21 protein-coding genes are annotated in these 24,844 nt (G+C 65.1%); 6 read left to right on the top strand and 15 right to left on the bottom strand.

The features are described 5' to 3' along the window. Positions 1 to 55: 55 nt before the first annotated feature. On the top strand, positions 56 to 724 hold the full coding sequence (gene elbB / locus AA0Z93_RS06895; protein WP_413045807.1) for an isoprenoid biosynthesis glyoxalase ElbB: 669 nt from the start codon (positions 56 to 58) through the stop codon (positions 722 to 724). Between the two features lie 378 nt (positions 725 to 1,102). Here the strand turns inward: elbB and AA0Z93_RS06900 are convergent, their stop codons facing one another. Then, positions 1,103 to 1,555 carry a YaiI/YqxD family protein gene (locus tag AA0Z93_RS06900; RefSeq protein WP_413045806.1) on the bottom strand — a complete coding sequence of 151 codons (453 nt, stop codon included), beginning with the start codon at positions 1,553 to 1,555 and terminating at the stop codon, positions 1,103 to 1,105. Between the two features lie 907 nt (positions 1,556 to 2,462). Here AA0Z93_RS06900 and AA0Z93_RS06905 point away from each other — a divergent pair. Continuing rightward, complete coding sequence (locus AA0Z93_RS06905) at positions 2,463 to 3,467, top strand: RHS repeat-associated core domain-containing protein (RefSeq protein WP_413045805.1); 1,005 nt, start codon at positions 2,463 to 2,465, stop codon at positions 3,465 to 3,467. 72 nt (positions 3,468 to 3,539) lie between these two features. On the opposite strand, the gene AA0Z93_RS06910 is transcribed toward AA0Z93_RS06905, so the two are convergent. From AA0Z93_RS06910 to AA0Z93_RS06935, 6 genes are all read right to left on the bottom strand, one after another. Beyond that, positions 3,540 to 4,982 carry an efflux transporter outer membrane subunit gene (locus AA0Z93_RS06910; RefSeq protein ID WP_413045804.1) on the bottom strand — a complete coding sequence of 481 codons (1,443 nt, stop codon included), beginning with the start codon at positions 4,980 to 4,982 and terminating at the stop codon, positions 3,540 to 3,542. Continuing rightward, positions 4,979 to 5,854 carry an efflux RND transporter periplasmic adaptor subunit gene (locus AA0Z93_RS06915; protein ID WP_413045803.1) on the bottom strand — a complete coding sequence of 292 codons (876 nt, stop codon included), beginning with the start codon at positions 5,852 to 5,854 and terminating at the stop codon, positions 4,979 to 4,981. Before AA0Z93_RS06915 ends, AA0Z93_RS06910 begins: the two co-directional genes overlap by 4 nt. Continuing rightward, complete coding sequence (locus AA0Z93_RS06920; protein ID WP_296266823.1) at positions 5,851 to 6,063, bottom strand: DUF1656 domain-containing protein; 213 nt, start codon at positions 6,061 to 6,063, stop codon at positions 5,851 to 5,853. Before AA0Z93_RS06920 ends, AA0Z93_RS06915 begins: the two co-directional genes overlap by 4 nt. Continuing rightward, positions 6,060 to 8,147: an FUSC family protein gene (locus AA0Z93_RS06925; protein ID WP_413045802.1), complete on the bottom strand. Its 2,088-nt coding sequence runs from the start codon at positions 8,145 to 8,147 to the stop codon at positions 6,060 to 6,062. The genes AA0Z93_RS06920 and AA0Z93_RS06925 overlap by 4 nt, the downstream gene beginning before the upstream one ends. Beyond that, complete coding sequence (locus tag AA0Z93_RS06930) at positions 8,144 to 8,581, bottom strand: MarR family winged helix-turn-helix transcriptional regulator (protein ID WP_413045801.1); 438 nt, start codon at positions 8,579 to 8,581, stop codon at positions 8,144 to 8,146. Before AA0Z93_RS06930 ends, AA0Z93_RS06925 begins: the two co-directional genes overlap by 4 nt. A 292-nt stretch (positions 8,582 to 8,873) precedes the next feature. After that, positions 8,874 to 9,674, bottom strand: coding sequence for a tetratricopeptide repeat protein (locus AA0Z93_RS06935; RefSeq protein ID WP_413045800.1), 801 nt, complete (start codon positions 9,672 to 9,674; stop codon positions 8,874 to 8,876). 212 nt (positions 9,675 to 9,886) lie between these two features. Between AA0Z93_RS06935 and AA0Z93_RS06940 the strand changes: the two genes are divergently transcribed. Then, positions 9,887 to 10,444: a WYL domain-containing protein gene (locus tag AA0Z93_RS06940; RefSeq protein WP_413045799.1), complete on the top strand. Its 558-nt coding sequence runs from the start codon at positions 9,887 to 9,889 to the stop codon at positions 10,442 to 10,444. 25 nt (positions 10,445 to 10,469) lie between these two features. On the opposite strand, the gene AA0Z93_RS06945 is transcribed toward AA0Z93_RS06940, so the two are convergent. The 7 genes from AA0Z93_RS06945 to AA0Z93_RS06975 all read right to left on the bottom strand — a co-directional run bounded on the left by AA0Z93_RS06945 (position 10,470) and on the right by AA0Z93_RS06975 (position 18,807). Continuing rightward, the gene (locus tag AA0Z93_RS06945) at positions 10,470 to 11,333 is read right to left on the bottom strand and encodes an ABC transporter permease (protein WP_413045798.1); all 864 of its coding nucleotides are present in this window, start codon (positions 11,331 to 11,333) and stop codon (positions 10,470 to 10,472) included. A gap of 84 nt (positions 11,334 to 11,417) precedes the next feature. Further along, complete coding sequence (locus AA0Z93_RS06950) at positions 11,418 to 12,281, bottom strand: ABC transporter ATP-binding protein (RefSeq protein ID WP_413045797.1); 864 nt, start codon at positions 12,279 to 12,281, stop codon at positions 11,418 to 11,420. A 6-nt stretch (positions 12,282 to 12,287) separates the two neighbouring features. Next, positions 12,288 to 13,307 (bottom strand): ABC transporter substrate-binding protein, encoded by a 1,020-nt coding sequence (locus AA0Z93_RS06955; RefSeq protein WP_413045796.1) that lies wholly within the window; start codon positions 13,305 to 13,307, stop codon positions 12,288 to 12,290. A 17-nt stretch (positions 13,308 to 13,324) separates the two neighbouring features. Continuing rightward, on the bottom strand, positions 13,325 to 14,224 hold the full coding sequence (locus AA0Z93_RS06960; protein ID WP_413045795.1) for a TauD/TfdA dioxygenase family protein: 900 nt from the start codon (positions 14,222 to 14,224) through the stop codon (positions 13,325 to 13,327). Positions 14,225 to 14,706: 482 nt separating this feature from the next. Beyond that, positions 14,707 to 15,564, bottom strand: coding sequence for an alpha/beta fold hydrolase (locus AA0Z93_RS06965; RefSeq protein WP_413045794.1), 858 nt, complete (start codon positions 15,562 to 15,564; stop codon positions 14,707 to 14,709). Between the two features lie 182 nt (positions 15,565 to 15,746). After that, the gene (locus AA0Z93_RS06970) at positions 15,747 to 17,033 is read right to left on the bottom strand and encodes an NAD(P)/FAD-dependent oxidoreductase (RefSeq protein WP_413045793.1); all 1,287 of its coding nucleotides are present in this window, start codon (positions 17,031 to 17,033) and stop codon (positions 15,747 to 15,749) included. A gap of 283 nt (positions 17,034 to 17,316) precedes the next feature. Beyond that, the gene (locus AA0Z93_RS06975; protein ID WP_413045792.1) at positions 17,317 to 18,807 is read right to left on the bottom strand and encodes an aldehyde dehydrogenase family protein; all 1,491 of its coding nucleotides are present in this window, start codon (positions 18,805 to 18,807) and stop codon (positions 17,317 to 17,319) included. 127 nt (positions 18,808 to 18,934) lie between these two features. Here AA0Z93_RS06975 and AA0Z93_RS06980 point away from each other — a divergent pair, with 127 nt between their 5' ends. From AA0Z93_RS06980 to AA0Z93_RS06990, 3 genes are all read left to right on the top strand, one after another. Beyond that, positions 18,935 to 19,825, top strand: a complete 891-nt coding sequence (locus tag AA0Z93_RS06980) for a LysR family transcriptional regulator (RefSeq protein ID WP_413045791.1) — start codon at positions 18,935 to 18,937, stop codon at positions 19,823 to 19,825. Between the two features lie 359 nt (positions 19,826 to 20,184). Continuing rightward, complete coding sequence (locus tag AA0Z93_RS06985; RefSeq protein ID WP_413045790.1) at positions 20,185 to 21,576, top strand: VOC family protein; 1,392 nt, start codon at positions 20,185 to 20,187, stop codon at positions 21,574 to 21,576. Positions 21,577 to 21,782: 206 nt separating this feature from the next. Further along, complete coding sequence (locus AA0Z93_RS06990) at positions 21,783 to 23,144, top strand: NorM family multidrug efflux MATE transporter (RefSeq protein WP_413045789.1); 1,362 nt, start codon at positions 21,783 to 21,785, stop codon at positions 23,142 to 23,144. Here the strand turns inward: AA0Z93_RS06990 and AA0Z93_RS06995 are convergent. Further along, positions 23,141 to 24,802, bottom strand: coding sequence for a putative bifunctional diguanylate cyclase/phosphodiesterase (locus AA0Z93_RS06995; protein WP_413045788.1), 1,662 nt, complete (start codon positions 24,800 to 24,802; stop codon positions 23,141 to 23,143). The genes AA0Z93_RS06990 and AA0Z93_RS06995 overlap by 4 nt on opposite strands. Between the last annotated feature and the right edge of the window lie 42 nt (positions 24,803 to 24,844).

Consider the following 24,844-nt stretch of genomic DNA (forward strand, 5'->3'; position numbering starts at 1 on the left):
TAGGCGTTTGCGTTCCAACGGGATACAGTCAGCGGCCCGTCCCGGAGATGAAAACATGAGCAAAAAAGTTGCGGTGATCCTGTCTGGCTGCGGCGTCTACGACGGCGCCGAGATCCAGGAAAGCGTCATCACCCTGCTGCGCCTCGACCAGCGCGGCGCCCAGGTGCAGTGCTTCGCGCCGAACGTGGCGCAGATGCACGTGATCGACCACCTGACCGGTGAAGAAATGGCCGAAACCCGCAACGTACTGGTGGAGTCGGCGCGCATCGCCCGTGGCGAGATCAAGGATTTGCGTGAGGCCAAGGTGGAAGACTTCGACGCGTTGATCGTGCCTGGCGGCTTCGGCGCGGCGAAGAACCTGTCGGACTTCGCCGTGAAGGGTACCGAGTGCACCGTTCACCCCGACGTCCTGCACGTCGCCGAGGCCTTCGCCGCGGCGAACAAGCCGGTAGGGCTGATCTGCATCTCACCTGCTCTGGCCGCCAAGATCTACGGGCCTGGTGTGGTGTGCACCATCGGCAACGACCCGGGTACCAGCGAAGCCGTGGTGAAGATGGGCGGCACCCACGAAGAGTGCGACGTGCACGACATCGTCGAAGACGTGCAGCGCAAGCTGGTGACGACGCCGGCTTACATGGTCGCCACCAACATCAGCGATGCGGCCAGCGGCATTTATAAATTGGTCGACCGGGTGCTAGAAATTACCCACGAAGGCGATCAGTAACGACCGCGACGCCCACAGCGGGTTTGAAGAATTGACCATCGATTTTTAGTCAAACCCTTTCCAACCGGTATCCCGCTGTTGGAGCCGGTTCGGCGCTTTGCTCGGCCGCGAAGCTCGCTACGAACTTGTTGGAGCGGCTTTAGCCGCGATGGCCTGCGTAGCAGGCCCAAAAGCTGCGATCGGTTTTCGCCAGATGCTCACAAGGTGCCCGAAGTAGGGCGGCGCTGCCGCCCATCGCGGCTCAAGCCGCTCCAACGGGGCTGGCGCAGTCTGCGAAGGCTTGGCTGAAGCCAAACGATCTCTGATAACACGCATGCTCGCGCAATGCGTTCTCTGCGCTACAGCTCTCCCCCGACAGTCCCGACAAGCCAATACCCGTCAAGTCCTGATCAGACGAGTAAGGATCCGATCCAGTGCATTGGCGAAGGCCTGTTTGTCGCGCTCGCCATAAGGCGCCTGCCCTCCTCTAACCTGGCCCAGCTCGCGCAACTCGGTGAACAGGTTGCGTGCCGCCAGACGGTCGCCCATGTTGCGCTCGTCGAACTCGCGGCCCCGTGGGTCGAGGGCAGCCACACCCTTCTTGACCAAGCGGTCGGCCAACGGCACGTCGCTGCAGATCACCAGTTCGCCGGGCTCGGCATGCTCAACCAGGTAATCGTCGGCCGCGTCCGGGCCACTGGGTACCACGATCAGTTGCACGATGGCGAATGCGGGCTTGGCGACGGCCTGGCCAGCCACCATGATCACTTGTAGCTGGCGCTTGAGGGCGAACTTGACCACCAGGTCACGGGCGGGACGGGGGCAGGCGTCGGCGTCGATCCAGATGCGCATGGGTTTGTTCTCTACTAATCAGATGGAGGCATTATGGCGTGTCGCAGTCGATGCTTGTAGCGACTGTACTGAGCATCAGACACAGCGGGCCATTTAGCCAATCCCATGATTGATCCCCTACCACCTGAACGACATCGGGACGAACGCCAACTGTTGCCTGCCGATCTGTGAGCAAAGATTCGCGGTGAGCTGGAAGCAGCTGAAAAGACGCCCGCTGCGCGGAGCGCCGAGCGCCTTCATGAGCGAGGGTTACGTGTGAAGTTTCTGCGAAGCGTGCATCAGTAGCGCAGCGGCAATCAGCGTGGAGTCCATCACTGAATCAAGGACCTTGGCCGACTCATCGGGCTGTTGGATGCGGTGAGCTTCAGCGGTCTCATAGATGTCTTTGAGCAGGGTGTCAGCGTAGGCCAAAGCTTCTTGAACGCTGAGGTAGGGAGGGAATTCAACGGGGGAAGACGGCGGATCGGGGACGATTTTCTTTATTGCACAGCTCCCAATTTATTGAAGGAACTGCCATCCACACCTTTCTCACGAGACAAGGGTGGCAGCCGTACGCGGGGTGAGAAACCGGTAAATATGGGAAACCCGGCCAGACCGAAGCCTGCCCGCGCACGGCCGCCATGACATTACTGCCGACATATTTACAGCAGGGTTCTCACACCCTGATCGCCTTGAGGGCGAACGAGGGACGTTAGCTATGAAATTCATCCCTATCAATTCTGAAATCGCGGCAGCAGTCGTAGGATAATTCCTAAAGCCTATCAGAGCATCTTTTTCGAAAGCTATGGCAACTGTTCAATCGATGTGCTTTCTTCACCTGACAAATTTGTCAGTTGTCTAAAAGCGTTGCTGAACTCAAGCTCATACTCAGCTACCACCTGAAAGCCTATGTCCACAAGGTTCGAGAATGAAGACAACGACCAAGACCGAACGTTTCTATCAGAACGACCATTTTCAGACCGAATCAGGTGAACGCGGTCACATAAGTATTTTTCGTAATCAGCTATTCCCACTGGCGCAAATCCACGGTGATACTCAGGCAGCTGCTAATATTTTGGCAACCGACGTTTCAAAAACCGTGATAAAAGTGACGGCCGCACTCACATCATTGCAGATCAGCTACACGCCGTATGGCCACAATCCAAATACATGTGCTGATGAAACAAAACTAGGCTTCGCCGGACAACTCCGCGAAAATTTAGAAAACAACTATCTATTGGGAAACGGGTATAGAGCATTCAACCCTAATCTAATGCGCTTCAACTCACCTGACAACCACAGCCCTTTTAGCAAAGGTGGAATAAATAGTTACGCCTATTGCGCAAGCGATCCTGTAAACCGTTCGGATCCTTCCGGACATATGTATAATCACCACACAGGAAAAACTTACCCTGGTCTTCATAAAATGATGAACCTGGCAAGTCCAGCACAAAGCTTTCTTCCTCCTCGAACACTTAGCACATCTACGGCTTCACACCCAAAAACTAAACGATCCAATATCTCGACCTCTTTAGTTGGTTCGCCTCTATACGTATCCCTAGGCGGTTCGGGGAGTAAAAACTATAAAAAAATGACTGCCTCGCGGACTGTAAAAATGATGTTGGACACTGCTGAAACTGAAGCTTGGAGAATTTTTCATCCTCCACAGGCACCTAGACCTTACCATATAAAAAACATGCAATATCTGCTTATAGGATCCGAACTAGAAGATTTAGGCTTGATTCATGCAGCGGAGTACGCTTACGGTTTCGCCAACAGCGTTCTCCCCGGGAGGCTCAAAAAATTTGGAGTTCCGAAAAACCTGCAAGAGAGCACGATCGCCACATGGGAAACATTAAATCAAAAAACAGAAGCAGAAATTTTAGATCTGTTGGCTAATGAAATCAGGACGGAGTTCCCTTCCACAAACTAAAACGCTGTTTTACAGATAAGCGCTCGCTTGACGCCAATGCTTCACATGGTGCCGCCCCATAGCAACCTTAAATTAGATATTTTCTATGGTGCCACCGTTTCCACCTTGCGCGTTCTTCCACCCCCCACCCAACGCCAAAAACACCCCCACCTGCCCCATCGCCACCTGCGCATCCGCCGCCGCCAACTGCGCGCGCATGTCGGTGTAGGTGCGCGTCGCCTGCAGATCGGCCAGGAACGACGCCCGCCCTGCCTCATAGAACCGGTGCGTCTGGTCCGCCGCATCCTTGGCCGAGCGTTCGGCATCCCGCAACGCCTCGCGTCGCTCCAGCAGCGCGCTGTACTGTGCCAGGCGGGTCTGGGTTTCGCGGATGGCGTTGAGCACCACGCCGTCGAAGCGGGCCAGCGCGCCCTGGGTCGAGGCTTCGGCCTCGCGGATGCGCGCGCGGGTGGTGTTGGTGGGGATGGTCCAGCTCACTTGCGGGCCGAAGCCCCAGCGGTTGGTCGAAGGTTTGCCGAGGTTGTCGACCAGGCCGATGGTGCCGATCTGTGCGCCGAAGCTGATGTCCGGGTACAGCGCCCCCGTGGCGACGCCGATGTTGGCCGTGGCCGCCGCCAGTTGGCGCTCGGCCTGGCGCACGTCGGGGCGGCGCTTGAGCAGGGCCGCGCCGTCGCCCACCGGCAGCAGTTGCGCCAGGTGCGGCAGCTCGGCGCAATCGGCGACGCCGGCCGGCAACTGCTCGACCGGCTTGGCCAGCAATGCCGCCAGCGTGTACAACCCAGCTTCGCGCTCGGCCTTGAAGCGCGGCAGTTCGGCGCGCAGCGACTTGAACTGGGTCTGCGAGCGGGTCACCTGGGTTTCGTCGCCACGCCCCGCGTCGCGCAGGCGCTGGTTGAGTTGCACGCTCTGTTCCTGCAAATCCAGCGACTCGCGGGCGATGTGGTATTCCTCGTTGGCCGAGCACACTTGCGTGTAGGCCTTGACCACGTCGGCCACCAGGGTGATGCGCGCCGTGTCGGCAGCGGCCTGCACCGCGTCGGCATTGGCCTTGGCCGCTTCGGTGCCGCGCTTGAAGGTGCCCCACAGGTCGAACTGGTACGAGGCGCTGATCACGGCGTCGGCGACGTTGTCGACCGGCACTTTTTCCGGCTGCAGGAAGGCCTCCCCCGACTCCTGCAAGCGCTGCGCGCCCAGCTTCACGCCGCCTTCGAAACCACCGCGGCCTTCTGCCACCTCTACCTGGGCACGGGCTTTGGCGATGTTCGCTGCGGCCACGCGCAGGTCGGTGTTGGCGGCCAGGGCCTGCTGCACCAGCGCATCCAGTTGCCGGTCCTTGTACAGCCGCCACCAGTCTTGCGGCACTGGCGCCGATACCACGCTGTCGGCGTCCTGGCGCAACGGCCCGTTGAGGTCCTCGCGCTGTACGGCCGCGTCCTTGGGCGGCTTGTAGTCCGGCCCGACCGTGGCACAGGCCGCCAGCGAAGCGGCCAGGCCCAACACGATCCACTGCTTCATGGCCGCTGCCCCTCGACGATCGACACCGTGGCGGTGCGCCCGGCGATCATGCGGAAGTCCGCCGGCACCTCGTCGAAGGCGATGCGCACCGGAATGCGCTGGGCCAGGCGCACCCAGCTGAACGCCGGGTTGACGTTGGGCAGGAGGTTGGCGCCACTGCTGCGGTCGCGGTCCTCGATGCCGGCGGCCAGGCTCTGCACGTGGCCGCGCAAGGGCGTAGCATCGCCCATCACGCGGATGTCCACGGCATCGCCGACGCGGATGCCGCTGAGCTTGGTTTCCTCGAAATAGCCATCGACGTGGTAGGAGGCGCTGTCGACCACCGCCAGCACCGCGCGGCCGGCGGTGACGAATTCGTGGGCGCGCGGTGCGCGGTCGTTCAGATAGCCGTCGACCGGGCTGCGGATCACCGAACGGTCCAGGTTGAGCTGCGCCGAATCGACCGCCACCTGCGCTTCGTTGACCGCCGAGCGGGCGCGGGCTTCGCGCGACTGGCTCTCTTCGAGCTGTTCGGCGGCCACCAGGTTGCCCAGCTTGCGGTTACGGCGGGTTTCGCGCGTGGCCTGGGCCAGGGTTTCCTGGCGCTCGCCGAGGGTGGCCCGGGCCTGGCGCAGCGCCAGGCGGAAGCGGTCCTGGTCGATGGTGAACAGCACGTCGCCGCGTTTGATCACCTGGTTGTCGCGCACTTCGACCTTCTGGATCAGGCCGGAAACGTCCGGGGCGATCTGGATCACGTCGGCGCGGATGTGCCCGTCGCGGGTCCAGGGGGCGAACAGGTAGTAGTTCACCATCTGCCACACGAGCACGGCGGCGAAGCTCACGACCAGCAAGGTCAGGACCACACGGCCCAGGGTCAGCATTGGTTTTTTCATGGCAGCATCAGGCTTCGGCAAAAGTGGTCGACCGCGCTCAGGAGCACGGCGTACAGAGCAACGTTGAACAGCGCCCGGTGCCAGACCAGGCGGTAGAAATGCACGCGCACCAGCAGCGCATGCAATCCGAGAAACAGCACGTAGGTGAACACCATCATCACCAGCAGCGTGGGCAGGAATACCCCGCTGACATCGACATCACCGATCACAGCGGCGCTCCATCCAGGCCAGGTGGCAGTTCCAGCGGCTCGCTGGGCTCCAGGGTCACTTCCACGCCGGGCAGCAAGGCCAGGCGCAACCCGCTCAGGGCGTACAGCAAGTGCGCACGGGCCTCGCCGCGCTCGTCGCCCGGCTCCAGCACCAGGCGCTGGCGCGCGCGTTCCATGTTGCGCAGCAAGGCGGGCGAAGCGTGCAGCCGCTCGCCGGCGCGCAGGCAGGCGGCGTAATGCCCGCCCACTTCCGCGATGACCGTCAGCAGGCGCTCGCGCGAATCCGCGCCGACCCGCGGCAAGTACGCCTGCAGGTCGAGCAGGTTCAGGCCGACGCGCAGGTCGCGCAGCGCCACGCCTGTGTCCTGGCCGGTCTGCGCCAGACGCGGCAGGTGCTGCATCAAACGGTCGAGCATCTGCACGCCGACCTTGCGTTGCTCGGCCAGGGTGGCGGGTACGGTCATCTCGACGATGTCGCGCCAGGCGAAGCGCGTCATGCGCTTGGCCGCCAGCTCCACACCGAAGGGGCGCAGCACCAATGTCCAGATGAAGGCGAACAGCAGCCCCACGGGACCGGCCAGGTTGGCGTTGATGAAGGCCAGGAAATCTGCGTCGTAGGCGCCCTGGATGCTGATGAAGGTGGAGGTGTTGACGATGGTCAGCAGCGTGCCCAGGTAGAAGCGCGGTTGCACGGTCAGGGTGCCGACGCAGATGAAGGGCACGGCGAAGGCCAGCACCAGCATGGGGAAGTCGTGCAGGTTCGGCAGCACCAGGAACAGGTACAGGCTGGAGAAGATCACCGACATCAGCGTCCAGAAGAAGAACCGGTAGATCTGCGGTGCCGGGTCGTCCATGGCGGCGAAGAAGCTGCACGCCACGGCGGCGAGGATCACCGCGCTGGCGCCGTCGTGCCAGCCCAGGCCGATCCACAGGCCGCAGGCCACCAGGATCGCGGTGAAGGTGGAGAACACCGAATAGAACATCAGCCCGCGGTCGAAGAAAGGCGTCAGGCGGGCCAGGCGCCAATGGCGGTAGACCGCGCGCCAAGGCGTGGCGTCGTCCTGGCGCAAGGCGTTTTGCAAGGTGCAGCAGTCTTGCCAGAGGTCGATCCACTCGCCCAGGCGGTACAGGGCGTTGGACAGCAGCAGTTGGTCGCGCTGGGCCAACGCCTGCGGTGCCGGTTGCAAGTGCACGAGGGTGGCATGCAGGTCTTTCCAGCGCGCCAGCGAAGGCTGCTCGGCGCTGGCCTGCAACCACTCGCGCGCCTGCGCCAGCGCCGGCAGCAGTTCGACGAAGCGCGCCGGCGCGCGGCTTTCCAAGGCGAGCAAGGCGTCGTCCAGGGCGTCGATCACCGGCAGCAGGTGGATCATGCGTCCGCGCAGTTCGCGCACGTTCTTCAGCAAATGCGGGCCGGCACCTTCATGGCCGAGCTGACCGATCATCACTTCCAGGCCGTTGAAGGTGGCGACCATGGCCGTGCGCATGCCCGCTGCCTGTTCGCCATCACTGGCACGGGCCAGGTAGTGGTCGCTGTAGCGCTTGGCCTCGGTGAACCAGTTGCCGGTCGAACCGACCACCACCGGCGCCAGGCGTCGCGGCCAGAAGATCGCCCCGACCACGGCGGCGCAGACGATCCCCAGGCAGATTTCCTGGGCCCGCGACGAGGCCACATCGAACACCGCAGTGGGGTTGTCGACCACCACCAGAGCGATCATCGGCAGGGTGTAGCCAGCCAGCATGAACACGTAGCTGTTGGCGGTGCGCAGGTTGAGCGAGAGGTACAGCAAGGTGCCGGTCCACAGCGCCACCGCCGCGCTCAGCAGCAAGGGCGACTGCACCAGCGGCGGCACCAGGAAGATCGCCCCGCCGGCACCGAGCAGGGTGCCCAAGGCGCGGTACAGTGCTTTGGAGCTGGTCGGGCCGACGAACGGGCTGGAGACGATGTACACCGTGGCCATCGCCCAGTAGGGCCGTGGCAGTTGCATGAGCAAGGCGATGTACAGGGCGATCATCGATGCGGCGAAGGTGCGTACGCCGTAGAACCAGTCGCGAGCCGGGGGAACCGAGCTGAAGAAATCCTTCACAGCGCTCCCCCTGCGGTCTCGAAGGCGCGCAGTACGCGCAAGGCGGCCTCCAGGTCGGCCTGGTCGATGTCCTTTAGCGCAGCGCGGCGCAGACGTACCAGTTCCTGCTCGATGGATTCGGCCAACGTGCGGCCGCTGGCGGTCAGGCTCAGGGCTTTGGCGCGGCGGTCGTGGGGGTCGGCACTGCGGCGGACCAGGCCGGCGCTGCACAGCTGGTCGAGCAGGCGCACCAGGGAGGGGCCTTCGAGGCCGGCAGCCTGGGCCACGGCCACCTGGTGCACGCCGTCGCCCAGGCGCACGATCATCAGCAGCGGCATGGCGCAGGCTTCGGAAATGCCGTAGCCGGTCAACGCGCTATGGCACAGCCGCCGCCATTGCCGGGCGGCAACGACCATGCCGCTGCTGACGTTGAGGCGCAGGGAGTCGAGATTCATGGGATAGGATTTAATTCATAGTTTGCTAACTATTAATATACGCCTGCCCGACCCCCTGTCGTCAACCACGGAGGGCTGGATGGCGAGACGCAGGCGCTGCGTCGTCGAGGGATGAGAGCTCGGAACCAGGGTGTGGGTTCAGGGAAGGTGATGGGCTTCGTGCAGTGCTCGCAGGATCTGGGGCGCCATCGTTGCTCGAGCTAGTTTCCAATCGCGAGTGGATCGACGCGCCAGCCGTCCGTCCCACCCGGTCAGCACCAGGGCACCCGGGCTTTGCCTGAACGATCGCCCTTCACCCCCCTGCCTGGTCCTCGACCGGCCTAGCCCCGGCCCGGCGCCTGCCCAACTCGATCGCCCGCTCCCGCCAATGCTGTGACCGCGCCGCATTGTCGCAACTGAAATACAGCGCCAGTTCCTCGGCCGCCTGCACCACCCCCGCCGTGCTGGCCAGTTCCAGCCAGTGCAGCGCGGCCAGCGTATCGACCTCGACCTGCACGCCGTGCAGCAACCGGTAGCCCACCTCGAAACGGCAACGCGCATCGCCCTGCTCGGCCCCGCGCAGGAACCACCGATGGGCGGCGGTCAGGTCGACGCTCCAGGCCTGGTCGCCGTCGCACACCTCTTCTTCGTAGAGATCGCCCAAGGCTGCGGCGGCATGGGCCATCCCGCAGGCGAAGGCGCGCTGGTAACAGTCGACGGCATCGACATAGGAAATGTCCAAGCCTTTGCCGAAGTAATGCTGCTGGCCCAGGTTGAACCAAGCGGTGGCACAGCCTTGCAACGCCGCCATGCGCAGCAGGTGGTTGGCCAGCAAAGGGTCGGCACGCCAGTACTTGCCGTTGAGCCACACCCAGCCCAGGTCGTTGAGTGCCGCCACGTCCCCTTGTATGGCGGCGTGGCGCAGGTCACGGTACAGCGCCTGTGGCTCGTCGCTCTCGTCGAGCCGCCGCACCCGCGCGCAGCGCACACCGTCGACCGGCAGCCCGACGCCTGCGAACAAGGGCGAGCGACGCCCCAAGCGCGGGGTCACCGGGCTGACGGATAACGGCAGCAAACGTTCGAGCAGCGAGTGGATGTTGCTGGCAGGTGACATGTTCATCCCCATTGAACAGACCGCGACGCAACCCCGACCTCGACTGCGATGGTCTTTGATTCTTGCGCGATGTCGCGACGAAACCTGTCGCGAACGATCCCTTGGCAGGCAACCAAATGCCGGTTACTTGATCTGAGCGAGACGTGGCTAATTGCCATGCCTTCCCGCTGCCGCCATGCTATTGCGGCAAGCCTAGACAAGGACGTTCCAATTTGCCGTTCGCCACGACCCGCGCCACCCTCAGCCGCCAATGGGCGCTGCTGCGACAGTTGCCGAGCCGCTCGCCGGGCATTACCAGCGCCGAACTGGTCGAAAGCCTGCGTGACGTAGGGTTCAACGTCAGCAAGCGCACCGTCGAGCGCGACCTCAACGAGCTGTCATTGATTTTCCCGCTCGAGCGCAACGACAAGAGCATTCCGTTCGGCTGGCACTGGTCGGCCACGGCGGGTAGCGAGCTGCGCGGCAGTTTCGACCTGCAAGGCCATCTGCGCACCGATGCCCTGCAGACCGGCACCGAGCCGGGCCTGCAGCTGCAAGCCTGGATCAGCGACGCCCTGGCCCGGCAACTGCGTCAGGCGCCATTGAGCGCCGACATGCGGCTCACCGCGCTGGAAAACGGCCATCGCCTGCGCGCCACGGTCAGCGATGGCCTGCCGCTGCGCTGGTGGTTGTTGAGCCAGGGCGAGGGACTGCTGGTGGAGCAGCCGCTCAGCCTGCGCCAGGAAATCGCCCGTACCTTGAGCAGCGCGGCGGCGCGCTATCAAGTCTGAGGGATTCTGCTGCCGGGGCGTTGGCTCAGCGCTGCATGCCCCAGCGCCGCACGGTCCAGCGTTCGAGGGTATCGAACACCAGCCCTTCGACCAGCAAGCCGATGAGGATCACCACCGCCAACCCCGCGAACACCTTGTCGGTGTACAGCTCGTTGCGGTTCTGGAACACGTACCAGCCCAATCCGCCCTTGCCGCTGCTGGCGCCGAACACCAGCTCGGCGGCGATCAGCGTGCGCCAGGCGAAGGCCCAGCCGATCTTGAGCCCCGAGAGGATCGACGGCAGCGCCGCCGGCACCAGCACGTACAGCACCAGGCGCAGACCGCGCAGGCCGTAGTTGCGCCCGGCCATGCGCAAGGTCTCCGACACGCCGAGAAAACCTGCATAGGTATTGAGCGCCAGCGCCCACAGCACCGAGTGCACCAGCACGAAGATCAGGCTGCCGTCGCCCAGGCCGAACCACAGCAGCGCCAGCGGCAGCAGGGCGATGGCCGGCAAGGGGTTGAACATCGACGTCAGAGTGCCGAGCAGGTCGCGGCCCACCTGGGTCGACACCGCCAGGCTGGTCAGGCCGAAGGCCAGCACGATGCCGATCAGGTAGCCCTTGAGCAGCACCACCAGCGACACCGCCACCTTGGCCGGCAGTTCGCCGCTGAGCATGCCGTCCCAGAACGCCACCAGGGTTTGCAGGAAGCTGGGCAGCAGCAGGTCGTTGTCGGTGTAGCGTGCGGCGATCTCCCAGAGCAGCGCCAACAACGCCAGGATCACCGCCTTGCGCAGCCAGCCGTGCTGCCACAGGCGCTGGGCGAAAGGTAGCGGACGTTCCAGAGGCACGCTGTGCAGCGGCTCCAGGACATTCTCGAATTCAGGGCGCACGGGTGTGGTGGTCATGTCCGCTGCTCCTTGAGTGAAGCGGTGATCGGACGGCGCACCTGATCGATTGCCTGCGGTGTGAGGGTCATCTTCAGGCTCCCGTCAGTAAGCGATGCGCACGTCGTTGAAATCCAGGCCGGACGCCACTGCGGGCGCCTCGCCTTCGTCGAACAGCAGGCGGTGGATCTTGCGGGCGCTGGCCTGGAAATCCGCTGCGCCCAGGCTGCCCTGGTGGTACTGGTGGCTGTGCACCTCGGCACGCACCCGCCCAGGGTGGGGCGAGAGCAGCAGGATGCGGTTGCCCACCACCAGCGCCTCCTCGATGGAGTGGGTGACGAACAGCAAGGTGAAACGGACCTCTTCCCACAGCAGCAGCAACTCTTCCTGCATCTTGCGTCGGGTCAGGGCATCGAGCGCGGCGAACGGCTCGTCCATCAACAGCACCTTGGGTTGGGTGGCCAAAGCACGGGCGATCGCCACCCGCGCCTTCATGCCGCCCGACAGCGTATGCGGATAGGCGTCGGCAAAGGCCGCCAGCCCCACCTTGTCGAGGTAATGCAGGGCACGCTCCTCGGCCTCGGCACGCGGCAGGCGCCCGGCGATGCGCAGCGGAAACATGACGTTCTGCTTGACCGTCTTCCAGGGCGGCAACTGGTCGAACTCCTGAAACACCACGATGCGGTCCGGCCCCGGGCCACGTACCGGCTCGCCCTGCAGGAGGATCTGCCCTTGCTGCGGCGCGATGAAGCCGGCCACCGCCTTGAGCAGGGTCGACTTGCCGCACCCCGAAGGCCCGAGCAGCACGAAGCGGTCGGCCTGGTCGACTTCGAAGCTGACCTGATGCGTGGCGCGCACCACGCGCTGCCCGGTGCGGTATTCCAGGCTGAGGTTGTCCACCGCCAGCAAGGGCGGTGTCGTGCGGTGTTCCTGCGTGCTGGCCACGTGGCCTGGCAACGGCGCGTTCATGGGCGGTCAGCTCCCTTGCAGGGGTTGGGGATCTTGGAAGAAGTAGTCTTTCCAGGATTCGGGTTTGTGCTTGAGGGTGCCGATGCGGTACATGAATTCGGCCAGCGGGTAGGTGTTCTTCGGCGTGATGGTGAATTCGTACTTGGGGTTGTCGATCAGACGAATCAGCGTATCGCGGTCGATCTTGGCCTTGGTCACGCGGATGTAGGTGTCGGCTGCGGCGGCCTTGTCGTTCTGGGCGAAGTTCGCGGCTTCGGCCAGGGCCTGGACGAAGGCGTGGTAGGTTTTGGGGTTGTCCTGGCGGAATTTCTCGGTGGCGAACAGCAGGGTCGGCGAGTTGGGGCCGAGCAGGTCGTAGCTGTCGAGCACCACGTGCACGTTGGGGTTGGCCAACGCCTGATCCTGGAACGGCGGGTTGGAGAAGTGCCCGTTCAGCTCGGTGCCACCGGCCAGCAGCGCGGCGGTGGCGTCGGGGTGCGGCACGGCCAGGGTGTAGGCGTCGAGCCGTGCGTAGTCCTTGTCGCCCCACTGCTTGGCAGCGGCGTATTGCAGGAAGCGCGACTGCACCGACACGCCCACCGCCGGTACCGCGATGCGGTCCTTGGCGGTGAAGTCGGCGATGGTCTTGACCGCAGGATTGCTGCTCAACAGGTAGTACGGGAAGTTGCCGAGCGAGGCCACGGCCTTGACGTTCTGCCGGCCTTTGGTGCGGTCCCACACGGTCAGCAGCGGCCCGACACCGGCGCCGGCGATGTCCACCGAGCCCGACAGCAATGCGTCGTTGACCGCCGAGCCACCGGACAGCTGCGTCCAGTCGACCTCGATGTCCAGACCCTCGACCTTGCCGTACTTCTCGATCAGGTGCTGGTCGCGGACTACGTTGAGCAGCAGGTAGACGATACCGAACTGCTCGGCGATGCGGATCTTGCCTTCGGCCTGGGCCACGGCGGGCGCGGCGAGGCTGCCGACGAGCAGGCTGGCGCCCAGGCCCAGGCTGGCCGCCAGGCGGGTGATGGAGTTGCGCATGGTGGAAATCCTTGTCGTCAGAACGGGGCATCGCCCTGGATGGTGGTGCGGTACAGCTTGCGCCGCAGGTGCGCCGGGCAGCCGGCGGCCAGGTGGATCAGCGAGCGGTTGTCCCAGAACACCAGGTCGTGGGGCTGCCAGCGATGGCGGTAGACGTTCTGCTCCAGCACGCTCAAGGCGTACAGCTGTTGCAGCACGTCACGGCTCTCATCCTCGGGCAGGCCGATGATGCGCGTGGTGAAGCCTTCGCTGACGAACAGCGCCTGGCGGCCGGTCTCCGGGTGGGTGCGCACCACCGGGTGGATGACTTCCTGCACCTGCGCCAACTGCTCGGCCGTGAGGGTCGGGCGCCAGTTGCCGGTGAAACGGTCTTCGGCGTAGCGCGCTGTGTAGGAATGCGCCGCCTCGCGGCCCTTGACCACACGGCGCAGCGCGTCGGGCACGGCGTCCCAGGCTTTGTGCATGTCGGCGAACAAGGTGTCGCCGCCCTCGCTGGGCAGCTCCTGGGCGTGCAGCATCGAGCCCAGGCTTGGCAGCAGCTTGTAGGACAGGTCGGAGTGCCAGAACTTGCCGGCATCGCCCAGGCCGAGGTTGCGGCCGTCTTCGACGATGTTGGAGACGATGAGGATTTCCGGATGCTGTTCGAGCAGGAACTGTTTGAGCACATGGATCTGCAACGGGCCGAAGCGCCGGCTGAAGGCGATGTGCTGCTCGGGGGTGATGCGCTGGTCGCGCATGACCAGCACGGCGTGGTCCAGGTGGGCGCGGTGCAGGCGCTGGAAGTCATCGCCGTTGAGCGGCTGGCTCAGGTCCAGGCCGAGGACCTCGGCACCGACCGCACCGTCGAAGGGCACGATCCGAAAGGGTTGTGGTGGCGCGCTGTCGACCGACAGCAGGGCACTCGAAGCGACGGACATGTTTTCACTCCCACGCAGCGCGACTTCAGGCGCGCATCGATCAAAAACGCACGGGGGCTTCCCGTGTGGGTTCTGGGTCGTGCGGCGCGCCGATTGGTCGGCAGGTACGCAGTGGGGAGGGAATTTAAGGGAATAAGCAGATTTATTTAAATACCTTTATGGAATATCCATAGAGGCGGTATTTGCTTTGTCTATTGACCGGCTGGCGGTGATGGTGCCGTCCAGTCGAGCCAGGACAGCACCACTTGGGGCTGCTCCGCAGCCCATCGCGGCTGAAGCCGCTCCTACAAAAACAAGCGCAACCCTGTGGAGGCGACTTCACTCGATCCAACAGAACAAGCGCAATCTTGTAGGAGCGGCTTCAGCCGCGATGGGCTGCAAAGCAGCCCTAACCGTCCAAATCAACGACATTACGGCCAATGATTAGGATCTGGCGCAGCGGCGTGTGATGAACCCGCTGCGCGCTACCTATCGGCAAGACTTCAGTTCGACTCCCCCGCCTCGCCCGCAGTGAACCGCACTTCATTCGACAGGAACGCCAGCAGGTCTTCGTTCAACTGCTGGGCGTGGGTGACGGCAAAACCATGGGGGGCGCCGGAATAGACTTTGAGCTGCGCATTGCGAATCTGCTCGGCCGCGCGCTTGCCGGTGGTCTCGAACGGCACCACCTGGTCGGCATCGCCATGGATCACCAGGGTCGGCACCTCGATCTGCGCCAGGTCCTGGCGGAAGTCAGTCTGCGAGAAAGCCGTAACGCAAGCCAGGGTGGCGTGGATCGAACCCCGCAGGGCCATGTTGAGGGTCTGCGCCTTCACGCCATCGGAAACGTGCTGGCCTTCGTTCAAGCCATAGAACTGCGTGGCGAAGTCGCTGATGAACTGGGCACGGTCGGCGCGCACACCGGCTTTGATGTCTTCGAACACCGCGTTCGCGACGCCTTCGGGATGGTCGTCGGCCTGCCCCAGCATCGGCGTCACCGACCCCAGCAGCACCAGCCCGGCCACACGCTCGCCGCCCAGGCGAGCCACATAGCGGGCGACGTCGCCGCCACCCATGGAGAAGCCGACCAGGGTCACTTGTTGCAGATCCAGGTGGTCGATCAGCTGGGCGATGTCGTCGGCCAGGGTGTCGTAGTCGTAACCGTCCCACGGCTGGCTGGAACGGCCGAAACCGCGACGGTCGAAGGCGATGGCGCGGTAGCCGCGGCTGGCCAGGAACTCCATCTGCGAATCCCACATGTCGGCGTCCAGCGGCCAGCCGTGGCTGAACAGCACGGGTTGGCCGCGGCCCCAGTCCTTGTAGTAGAGGGCGGCGCCGTCACGGGTCACGAGGGTACTCATTGCGATGTCTCCAGGAACGTTGGCAGGTGTTGGTCTTGAGTTCGCAAGGTGACGAACGTTCAGATTGGCGACTGCCTGGCGCTCGATGCGCAGCGTGCAGGCGATGCCCGCCAGGCGTGGCAAAGGCCTTCATACGGGTAACGCCACGCCCTTGTAGCGCGATGGTCAGGCTGGCCTGGCGCCTAGAGCACCACCCGCAAACACTGCCCCGCGTGGTACAGCGAAAACCCCGACTCGTAGAACGCCGTACGCAGGCCTGGCGTGCTGACCGGCCTGGCCGTGGAAAAGCCGACGGGCAGGCGTTCGGCCTCGCCGCTGAGCAGAAAATCGGCCAGGGCCTTGCCCACCACCGTGCCAGTGGTGTTGCCGCGGCCGTTGTAGCCGGTCACCGCCACCAGGCCGGGGGCCGGTTCGAACAGGCGCATGAGGTGGTCGGGAGTGAAGTCGATGCAGCCGGTCCAGTGCAGCTGCCAGTCGACCTTGCCCAGCGCCGGGAAATAGTGGCGCTGGATGCGGTCGGCCCAACGGCGCACGAACCAGGCCGGTTTGTTGTCGACCCGCCCCAGGCTGCCCAGCAACAGGCGGCCCTGGTCGTCGCGGCGGATGCTGCTGAGCACGGTGCGGGTGTCCCACGAGCCTTGGCCGTGGGGTAGCACGGCGTCGGCGGCGGCGCCGTGCAGCGGTGCGGAGGCCACCTGGTAGTAGTAGCCGCGGAAGTACTGCTGGCGCAGCGCATTCCAGTCGCCTTCGGTGTAGGCGCCGGTGGAGATCACCACCTGCTGGGTCTGCACCGAGCCCGAGCCCGTCTGCACTTGCCAGTGGCCGTCGGCGCGGGTCAGGCGTTGCACGGGCGATTGCTGGAATACCCGACCGCCCAGGCGCGCCACAGCAGCGGCCAGCCCCTGTGTATAGGCCATGGGGTTGATCGTGCCGGCGCGGTGATCGAGCAGCGCGGCGGCGATCTTGTCAGTGCCGCAATACGCTTGGCAGCGCGCGCCGTCGAGCAGTTCGACCGGCGCGCCGCGGCGCGTCCACTGGGCGTGGCGGGCCTGCAAATCGGCGATGCCGGCGGCGTTGTGCGCCATGTGCAGCGTGCCTTCGTGCCGCGCCTGGCAGTCGATGCCCAGGCGTTCGATCAGCGCGAAGACCTGCGCCGGCGCCTCGCCGAGGGCGGCGTTGAGACGGCTGCCGGCTGGATGGCCGAGGGTGGCTTCCACGTCGTCGGGGCGAATCCAGGTACCGGCATTGACCAGGCCGACGTTGCGTCCCGAACCGCCGTGGCCGATGGTGTGGCCTTCGAGCAGCACCACCGAGCGGCCTCGTTCGAGCAGGTGCAGCGCTGCCGACAGCCCGGTGATGCCGCCGCCGATCACGCAGACGTCGGCTTTGTGCTCGCCGGTTAGGCGGTGCACGGGCATGTTCAGTGGTGTGACGGACTCCCATAGACAGCCTTGACGCAATTGGGACATGGTCGGGCTCCAGCGATGTTGTTTTTGTCGTGGTATGGGTCGCAGCGTTGGGGTTGGTGTATGGCAGGGGTTGTGTGCTGCCTGGGTTGGGGCGGCGTTGCCGCCCATCGCGGCTGATCGGAACGCCGAACCGGCCGCTCCTACAGTGAGGGTTCATTGCGGCTGAAGCTTACGAGTACTGTAGGAGCGGCTTCAGCCGCGATGGGCCGCGCAGCGGCCCCAAGTGCCCGCTTGCCCGACGCCCGGCATCACACAGCTGGCTCCTCAAGACACGGCCCACTACTCAATCGAAGACGATCCCCTGCGCCAACGGCAGCTCACGCGAATAATTCACGGTATTGGTCTGTCGACGCATGTACCCCTTCCACGCATCGGAACCCGACTCGCGTCCGCCGCCGGTTTCCTTCTCGCCGCCGAACGCCCCGCCGATCTCCGCACCGCTGGTGCCGATGTTGACGTTGGCGATGCCGCAATCGCTGCCCGCCGCGCTCTGGAAGCGCTCGGCCTCGCGCAGGTCGGTGGTGAAGATGCACGACGACAACCCCTGCGGCACCTCATTGTTCAGGCGCAGCGCCTGCTCGAAATCGTCGTAGGCCAGCACGTAGAGGATCGGCGCGAAGGTCTCGTGGCGCACCACCGCGCTCTGCGCCGGCATCTCGACGATGGCCGGCGCCACGTAGTAGGCGTTCGGGTATCGCTCGGCCAGTTGCCGGGCGCCACCGAAGACTTCGCCGCCCTCGTCACGTGCCTGGGCCAACGCACCCTGCATGGCTTCGAAGGACTCCCGGTCGATCAGCGGACCGACCAGGTTGTCTTCGCGCGGGTCGCCGATGCGCACCTTGGCGTAGGCGGCCTTGAGGCGGGTCAGCACCTCGTCCTTGACCGAGCGATGCACGATCAGCCGGCGCAAGGTGGTGCAGCGCTGTCCGGCCGTGCCGACCGCCGAGAACAGAATGCCGCGCACGGCCAAGTCGAGGTCGGCGCTGGGCGCCAGGATCATCGCGTTGTTGCCGCCCAGTTCGAGGATGCTGCGGCCGAAGCGCGCCGCCACCCGCGGCCCGACTTCACGGCCCATGCGCGTGCTGCCGGTGGCGCTGACCAGCGCCACCCGGGCATCGTCCACCAGCGCTTCGCCGGCTTCACGACCGCCGATCACCACCTGCGCCAGGCCCTGGGGCGCATCGCCGAACGCTTTCAGCGCCTGCTCGAACAGCGCCTGGCAGGCCAAGGCGGTCAACGGGGTCTTTTCCGACGGCTTCCACACCACGGCATTGCCGGCCACCAGCGCCAAAGTGGTGTTCCACGCCCATACCGCCACCGGGAAGTTGAAGGCGCTGATCACCCCGACCACGCCCAGCGGGTGCCAGGTCTCGCGCATGTGATGGCCCGGACGCTCCGAAGCGATGGTCAGGCCGTACAACTGGCGCGACAGGCCTACGGCGAAGTCGCAGATGTCGATCATCTCCTGCACTTCGCCCAGGCCTTCCTGGGTGATCTTGCCGGCTTCGACCGACACCAGCTCGCCCAGGTCGGCCTTGTGCCGGCGCAGCACCTCGCCGAACAGCCGCACCAGCTCGCCGCGACGCGGTGCCGGCACATTGCGCCAGGCTTCGAAGGCGCGTTGGGCATGGTCGATGGCCGCCGTGGTCTGCGCTTTGCCGACCAGCTCGACCGAGGCGATGCGGCTGCCGTCGATGGGCGTGTGGACCGGGTGATCACCGCGGCCATGAGCCTGTTCGGCAACGCCCAGACGCTTGAGCAGTGCTGCGACCATCGTGTTTCTCCTACATCGGTGGAATGTCGTGGATTTCAGTATTCATCCGATTGCATCGGCGCAACAAACGACCTTTACTCCGCTTGTCATTCCTCCAACGACTGTTCCAACCTGCCAGAGACGAGCGATGTCCAAACGTTTGATGCCCACCATGGCAGCCCTGCAATGCTTCGAAGCCACGGCTCGCCACCTGAGCTTCACCCGTGCTGCTGATGAACTGCACCTGACCCAGAGCGCGGTCAGCAAGCAGGTCGCGCACCTGGAAGAGATGCTCCACCAGCGTCTGTTCCTGCGCATTCGCCGGCGCCTGCAACTGACCCCGGCCGGCAGCCTGTACCTGGCCGAGGTCAGCAAGATTCTGATCCAGGTGGACATGTCGAGCCGCTACGTCCTGACCTACGGCCAGCAGACCGAAGTGCTCAAGGTCGCGACCCAACCCAGCTTCGGCGTGCGTTGGCTGATCCCGCACCTCAAGGGCTTTGGTCGGCGACACCCGAACATCCATCTGGACATCCGTAACGAGATGGAGCCGTTCGCGTTGCTGCAAGGCGCGGCGGACGTAGTGTTCTTCTTCGGCCAGGGCAGTTGGCCAGGCGCCGCCTGCCTGGAACTGTTCGGCGAAGAAGTGCTGCCGGTATGCGCGCCGGAGCTGCTGGCGGGCGGCGCGGTAGACAGCGTCGAGGCGTTGGCGCGCGAGGTGCTGCTGCAGAACGCCTCGCGGCCCGAGGCTTGGCACGAGTGGTTTCAGCAGCAGGGGGTGCAGGCGGTCAACAGCTACCAAGGGCCGCGCTTCGACACGTTCTATATGGCCCTGAGCGCTGCGCAATCGGGCTGCGGGGTGGCGCTGGTGCCGCGCTATCTGGTGGCCAAGGAGCTGACCGAAGGCAGCCTGGTGCTCGCCTGGAACCATGCCATGCCCAGCAAGGGCGCGCATTACCTGGCCTATGCCGAGCATTCGGCGGAGGTGCCGAAAGTGCGGGCGTTGGTGGAGTGGGTGCAGGCACAGTTGCGCGTATAGCCGTCCAAGACCGGCTCGAGGCACGCCGACCAGCCACGATGACCTACGCAGCAGCCCCAACCCAACCCCACAACTGCCACAACGCTGTCTCTGTAGGAGCGGCCGGCCGGCGCACCGGTTCAGCCGCGATGGCCTGCGTAGCAGGCCCAACCCAGCCGCCTTGACCTGCCAGGAAAACTTCTTCGCCTAGACGGAGCCAAGTTTCAAGCCAGAAGCACCAGACAAAGGCTTGAGCGGAAACTGAGCAACGACAGCATTCATACAAGAGGGAATGACAGACGCACTTTTTTTCGCTTGTAGGCGCGATGCATTCCCAGCTTTCATACTCTGGTCCCTTCCGCCGACCCAGGAACCTTGCGATGGCTACCCAGGACTTCGTCAGCCCCGACCAGATTCGCGCGCAGTTCTCCGCCGCGATGTCGCTCATGTACAAACGAGAGGTGCCACTGTACGGCACACTGCTGGCGCTGGTGGGCGAGATCAACCGGCAGGTGCTGGTCGAACGGACGGAGGTGGCGCATGCCTTGGCCCGCACGGGTGAGCTCGAGCGCCTCGACCAGGAACGCCACGGCGCCATCCGCGTCGGCACTGCTGAAGAACTGGCCACCCTCGCCCGGCTGTTCGCGGTGATGGGCATGCAACCGGTGGGCTACTACGACCTCAGTTCGGCCGGGGTGCCGGTGCATTCCACTGCGTTCCGTGCGGTGCATGAAGCGTCGTTGCGCATCAGCCCGTTCCGCGTGTTCACCTCGCTGTTACGCCTGGAACTGATCGACAACCCTGGGTTGCGCGAGCTGGCGCAAGGCCTGCTGGCCCAACGCCAGATCTTCACGCCGGCCACCCTTGCCCTGATCGAACGGTGCGAGCGCGAGGGCGGACTCGGCCCTGCCGATGCCGAGCGTTTCGTGCAAGAAGCGTTGCATACGTTCCGCTGGCACCCCGAGGCCACCGTCACCGCCGAGCAGTACCGGCAGTTGCACGAGCAGCACCGCCTGATCGCCGATGTGGTGGCCTTCAAAGGCCCGCACATCAACCACCTCACCCCGCGCACGCTGGACATCGACGCCATCCAGGCCGGCATGCCGGTCAAGGGCATCGCGCCCAAGGCCGTGATCGAAGGCCCGCCCGCCCGGCGCCATCCGATCCTGCTGCGCCAGACCAGCTTCAAGGCCTTGCAGGAACGGGTCGCCTTCCTTGGCCAAGGCGACATGGGCAGCCACACCGCGCGCTTCGGCGAGATCGAGCAACGCGGCGCGGCGCTCACGGCCCATGGCCGTCGGCTCTACGACCGGTTGCTCGATGCCACCCGCACAGCCCTCGGCGGCGCGCCGGCCGAAGCCAATGCAGAACGCTACCGCACGCTGCTGGCCGAGACCTTCGCCGCCTTTCCGGACGACCTGAAGCAGATGCGCGAAGAGCACCTGGCCTATTTCCGCTATTTCCCCACCGAACGCGGTCTGGCTGCGCGCAGCGATCCCAACCGGCCGCTGACCTGGGGGGCGCTGATCGCGGCCGGGCATGTGCAGGTCGAGCCACTGGTCTACGAAGACTTCCTGCCGGTCAGCGCTGCCGGCATCTTCCAATCCAACCTGGGCGACAACGCCCAGGCCGAATACGGCGGCAACGCCAACCGCGAGGCGTTCGAAGCCGCCTTGCAGATGCCTGTGCTGGACGAGCTGGCGCTGTACGCGCAGAGCCAGTACCGCTCCATGCAAGCCTGCGCAGCGGCACTGGATCTGCCCAACCTGTAAGCGTTGAGGGCGCTCGTATGGGGGCTGCGTAGTAGCGCTGCACATGATTGCGCAGGCTCGCCCGTCCAATGGGCCTGGCGTCGCGCCTGGGCATACGGACCCGCGCCGCATGACCCCGATGCCAGGACGCGGTGCACAATTGCTTTTGTACAACGCCGGCCCAAGCCTCAGAATCGGCGGTCCGCCCCGCTCACTCGAAGGCCATCATGCACGTCGCTCCGCTCACCGAACTCAAAGCCCTGTTGCGTCTGGCGGGGCCGCTGATCGCCTCGCAACTGGCGCACATGCTGATGGTGCTGACCGACACCTTGATGATGGCCCGCATCAGCCCCCAGGCCCTGGCCGGCGGCGGCCTGGGCGCGGCCAGCTATTCGTTCGTGTCGATCTTCTGCCTGGGCGTGATCGCGGCCGTAGGCACCCTGGTGGCGATCCGCAAGGGCGCCGGGGACATCGCCGGCGCCACACGCCTGGCGCAGAACGGCCTGTGGCTGGCCTGGGGCCTGGCCCTGCTGGCCGCCCTGGCGTTGTGGAACCTCGAGCCGCTGTTGCTGCTGTTCGGCCAGGATCCGCAAAACGTCGCCAGCGCCATGCAGTTCATGACCGTGCTGCCCCTGGCCCTGCCCGGCTACCTGACCTTCATGGCCTTGCGCGGCTTCACCAGCGCCTTGGGCCATTCCACCCCGGTGATGGTCATCAGCCTGGTCGGCACCGTGCTCAACTATCTGTTCAACCACGCGCTGATCGAAGGTTCGTACGGCCTGCCGCACCTGGGGCTGATGGGCATCGGCCTGGTTACTGCGGTGGTGTCGCTGGGCATGGCCATCGCCCTGGCGCTGTACATCCGCTGGCACCCGATCTACGCCCCCCACCCGCTGCGCCAGGGCCTGGCGCGGCCGTCGCTCAAGGCCCTGCGCGAACTGCTGCGCCTGGGCCTGCCCATCGGCGGCACCTACATGGTGGAGATCGGGCTGTTCGCCTTCGCCGCGTTGTGCATGGGCGTACTGGGCAGTACCGAACTGGCGGCACATCAGGTGGCGTTGCAGATCGTCTCTACGGCCTTCATGGTGCCGACCGGCCTCTCCTATGCGGTGACCATGCGCGTGGGCCTGTACTTCGGTGCTGGCCGATTGCTCGCCGCGCGCAGTGCCGGGCGGGTCGGCATCGGCTTCGGCGCCGCGCTGATGTTCGGCTTCGCCGCGTTGTTCTGGCTACTGCCCGAGGCGCTGGTGGGGATCTTCATCGACCGCGACGATCCGGCCTTCGCGGCCATCTTCGAACTGGCCGTGGCGCTGGTGATGGTGGCCGCCTGGTTCGAGCTGTTCGACGGCGTGCAGACCATCGCCATGGGCTCGATCCGCGGTTTGAAGGACGCCAAGACCACCTTCCTCATCGGCCTGGGCTGCTATTGGCTGGTCGGCGCGCCCTGCGCCTGGCTGTTCGCCTTCACCCTCGGCCACGGCGCGGTCGGCATCTGGTGGGGCTTGGCGCTGGGCCTGGGTTGCGCTTCGGTGGCGCTGACCTTCGGCTTCGAGTGGCGCATGCGCCGCTTGCTGGCCCGCCAGGCTTAGTTGGCCAGCGCGCGGCTGGCGCCACTGAGCAGGTAGGCCTTGAGCGCGTCGATCGGCAGCGGTCGGCTGACCAGGAAGCCTTGCACCTGGTCGCAGCCGAAACCGCGCAACCACTCCAGTTGCTCGTCGCTTTCCACGCCCTCGGCCACCACTTCCAGGTTGAGGTTGTGCGCCAGGTTGATCATGGCCGGCACCAATTTGCAGTTGTCCTTGTGGGCGCCCATGCCGGCGACGAAACTGCGGTCGATCTTGAGCAGGGTGATCGGCAGACTGTTCAAGTGCACGAACGACGAAAAACCGGTGCCGAAGTCGTCCAGCGAGAAGCGCACGCCCAGGCGCCCGAGGGCATCCATGGTCTGGCGCACCTGCTCGTTGCGGCGCATCACTGCGGTTTCGGTCAGCTCGAACTCCAGCCAGCGCGCATCCACGCCATGTTCGGCGATCAACCGGCTCAGGGTCGCCAGCAACTGGCTGTCCTGGAACTGCCGGAAGCTCAGGTTCACCGCCATGTGCAGCGGCGCCAGGCCGCTGTCTCTGAGGTGTTGCATATCACGCAGGGCACGCGAGATGACCCAGTAACCCAGCGGTACGATCAGCCCGCTCTGCTCGGCCAGGGGCACGAACTCGCTCGGTGGCAGCAGCCCGCGTTCGCCGTGGCGCCAGCGCACCAGCGCTTCCAGGCCGACGATGCGTCCATCGCCCAGACTCAGCCGGGGCTGGTAGTGCAGCTCCAGCTCGTCGCGGCGCAGCGCCCGGCGCAGTTCGCTTTCCAGGTCGGCCAGGCTGCGCGCGTTGCTGTTGATGCGTTCGTTGAACAGGTGGAAGGTGCAGCCCTGCACGGCCTTGGCCTGGCGCATGGCGATGTGCGCGTGCCACATCAGCGGGTCGGCGCCGCTTTGCGCGCGGGCATGGGCCAGGCCCAGGCTGCTGCCCAGCAGCAGGCTTTCGCCGTCGATCCAATAGGGTTCGGCCAAGGCCTCGGTGATGCGTTCGGCGATGCGCTGGGCGCGGTCGCCGTCGTGCCGGGTGTCGATCAGCAGGGCGAACTCGTCGCTGCCCAGGCGCGCCAGTCGATCGCCAGGCTCCAGCTGCTTCTGTAGGCGCGCCACCACTTGCAGGATCAGGCGGTCGCCGCCTTGGTGGCCAAGGGCGTCGTTGACGTGGCGAAAGTTGTCCAGATCGAGGTGGCCCAGGGCCAGGCCATGCCCTTCGTTCTGCGCCAGGCGCGCGCTGAGCAGGGCCTGGAAGCCCTGACGGTTGGCGATGCCGGTCAGGGGGTCCTGCTTGGCCAAACGCTGCAAGGTACTGAGCAGCAGGCCGCGCTCGCGCACATGGCGCAACGAACGGCGCATCACATCGCCGTCGAACTGGTCGCGTACCAGCCAGTCGCTGGCCCCGACCGGCGCGGTCGAGGGCTCGGCGTCGAGCAGCAGGATCGTCGGCAACGCGCAGCGCCCCGGCGCCGGTTGCAGGCTGGGGGTGGCCAGCAGGATGGCCTGGCGATCGTCGGCGAACAGACGGTCGACCGCGTCCCAGCTCGGCGCCTCCAGCAACACCATCCGGCCTTCGAGCCCCTGTAGGCAAAGGCGCAATTGCACGGCCCATTCCGGGTCATCGGCCAACAACAGCAAACGCAAGGGTTCGGCAGGCGCAGACACGCAGGCTCCTTAGACGCAAAAGGCATGGCGACGGACGACCGT

The sequence above is a fragment of the Pseudomonas phoenicis genome (genome assembly GCF_047302395.1).
In the GTDB taxonomy this organism is placed as follows: Bacteria; Pseudomonadota; Gammaproteobacteria; order Pseudomonadales; family Pseudomonadaceae; genus Aquipseudomonas.

Excerpts from the sequence above, each read along its gene's own strand:
- elbB (WP_413045807.1), top strand. The coding sequence starts at position 56 with ATGAGCAAAAAAGTTGCGGTGATCCTGTCTGGCTGCGGCGTCTACGAC.
- AA0Z93_RS06900 (WP_413045806.1), bottom strand. The coding sequence starts at position 1,555 with ATGCGCATCTGGATCGACGCCGACGCCTGCCCCCGTCCCGCCCGTGAC.
- AA0Z93_RS06905 (WP_413045805.1), top strand. The coding sequence starts at position 2,463 with ATGAAGACAACGACCAAGACCGAACGTTTCTATCAGAACGACCATTTT.
- AA0Z93_RS06910 (WP_413045804.1), bottom strand. The coding sequence starts at position 4,982 with ATGAAGCAGTGGATCGTGTTGGGCCTGGCCGCTTCGCTGGCGGCCTGT.
- AA0Z93_RS06915 (WP_413045803.1), bottom strand. The coding sequence starts at position 5,854 with ATGAAAAAACCAATGCTGACCCTGGGCCGTGTGGTCCTGACCTTGCTG.
- AA0Z93_RS06930 (WP_413045801.1), bottom strand. The coding sequence starts at position 8,581 with ATGAATCTCGACTCCCTGCGCCTCAACGTCAGCAGCGGCATGGTCGTT.
- AA0Z93_RS06935 (WP_413045800.1), bottom strand. The coding sequence starts at position 9,674 with ATGTCACCTGCCAGCAACATCCACTCGCTGCTCGAACGTTTGCTGCCG.
- AA0Z93_RS06945 (WP_413045798.1), bottom strand. The coding sequence starts at position 11,333 with ATGACCACCACACCCGTGCGCCCTGAATTCGAGAATGTCCTGGAGCCG.
- AA0Z93_RS06950 (WP_413045797.1), bottom strand. The coding sequence starts at position 12,281 with ATGAACGCGCCGTTGCCAGGCCACGTGGCCAGCACGCAGGAACACCGC.
- AA0Z93_RS06955 (WP_413045796.1), bottom strand. The coding sequence starts at position 13,307 with ATGCGCAACTCCATCACCCGCCTGGCGGCCAGCCTGGGCCTGGGCGCC.
- AA0Z93_RS06960 (WP_413045795.1), bottom strand. The coding sequence starts at position 14,224 with ATGTCCGTCGCTTCGAGTGCCCTGCTGTCGGTCGACAGCGCGCCACCA.
- AA0Z93_RS06965 (WP_413045794.1), bottom strand. The coding sequence starts at position 15,564 with ATGAGTACCCTCGTGACCCGTGACGGCGCCGCCCTCTACTACAAGGAC.
- AA0Z93_RS06970 (WP_413045793.1), bottom strand. The coding sequence starts at position 17,033 with ATGTCCCAATTGCGTCAAGGCTGTCTATGGGAGTCCGTCACACCACTG.
- AA0Z93_RS06975 (WP_413045792.1), bottom strand. The coding sequence starts at position 18,807 with ATGGTCGCAGCACTGCTCAAGCGTCTGGGCGTTGCCGAACAGGCTCAT.
- AA0Z93_RS06980 (WP_413045791.1), top strand. The coding sequence starts at position 18,935 with ATGTCCAAACGTTTGATGCCCACCATGGCAGCCCTGCAATGCTTCGAA.
- AA0Z93_RS06985 (WP_413045790.1), top strand. The coding sequence starts at position 20,185 with ATGGCTACCCAGGACTTCGTCAGCCCCGACCAGATTCGCGCGCAGTTC.
- AA0Z93_RS06990 (WP_413045789.1), top strand. The coding sequence starts at position 21,783 with ATGCACGTCGCTCCGCTCACCGAACTCAAAGCCCTGTTGCGTCTGGCG.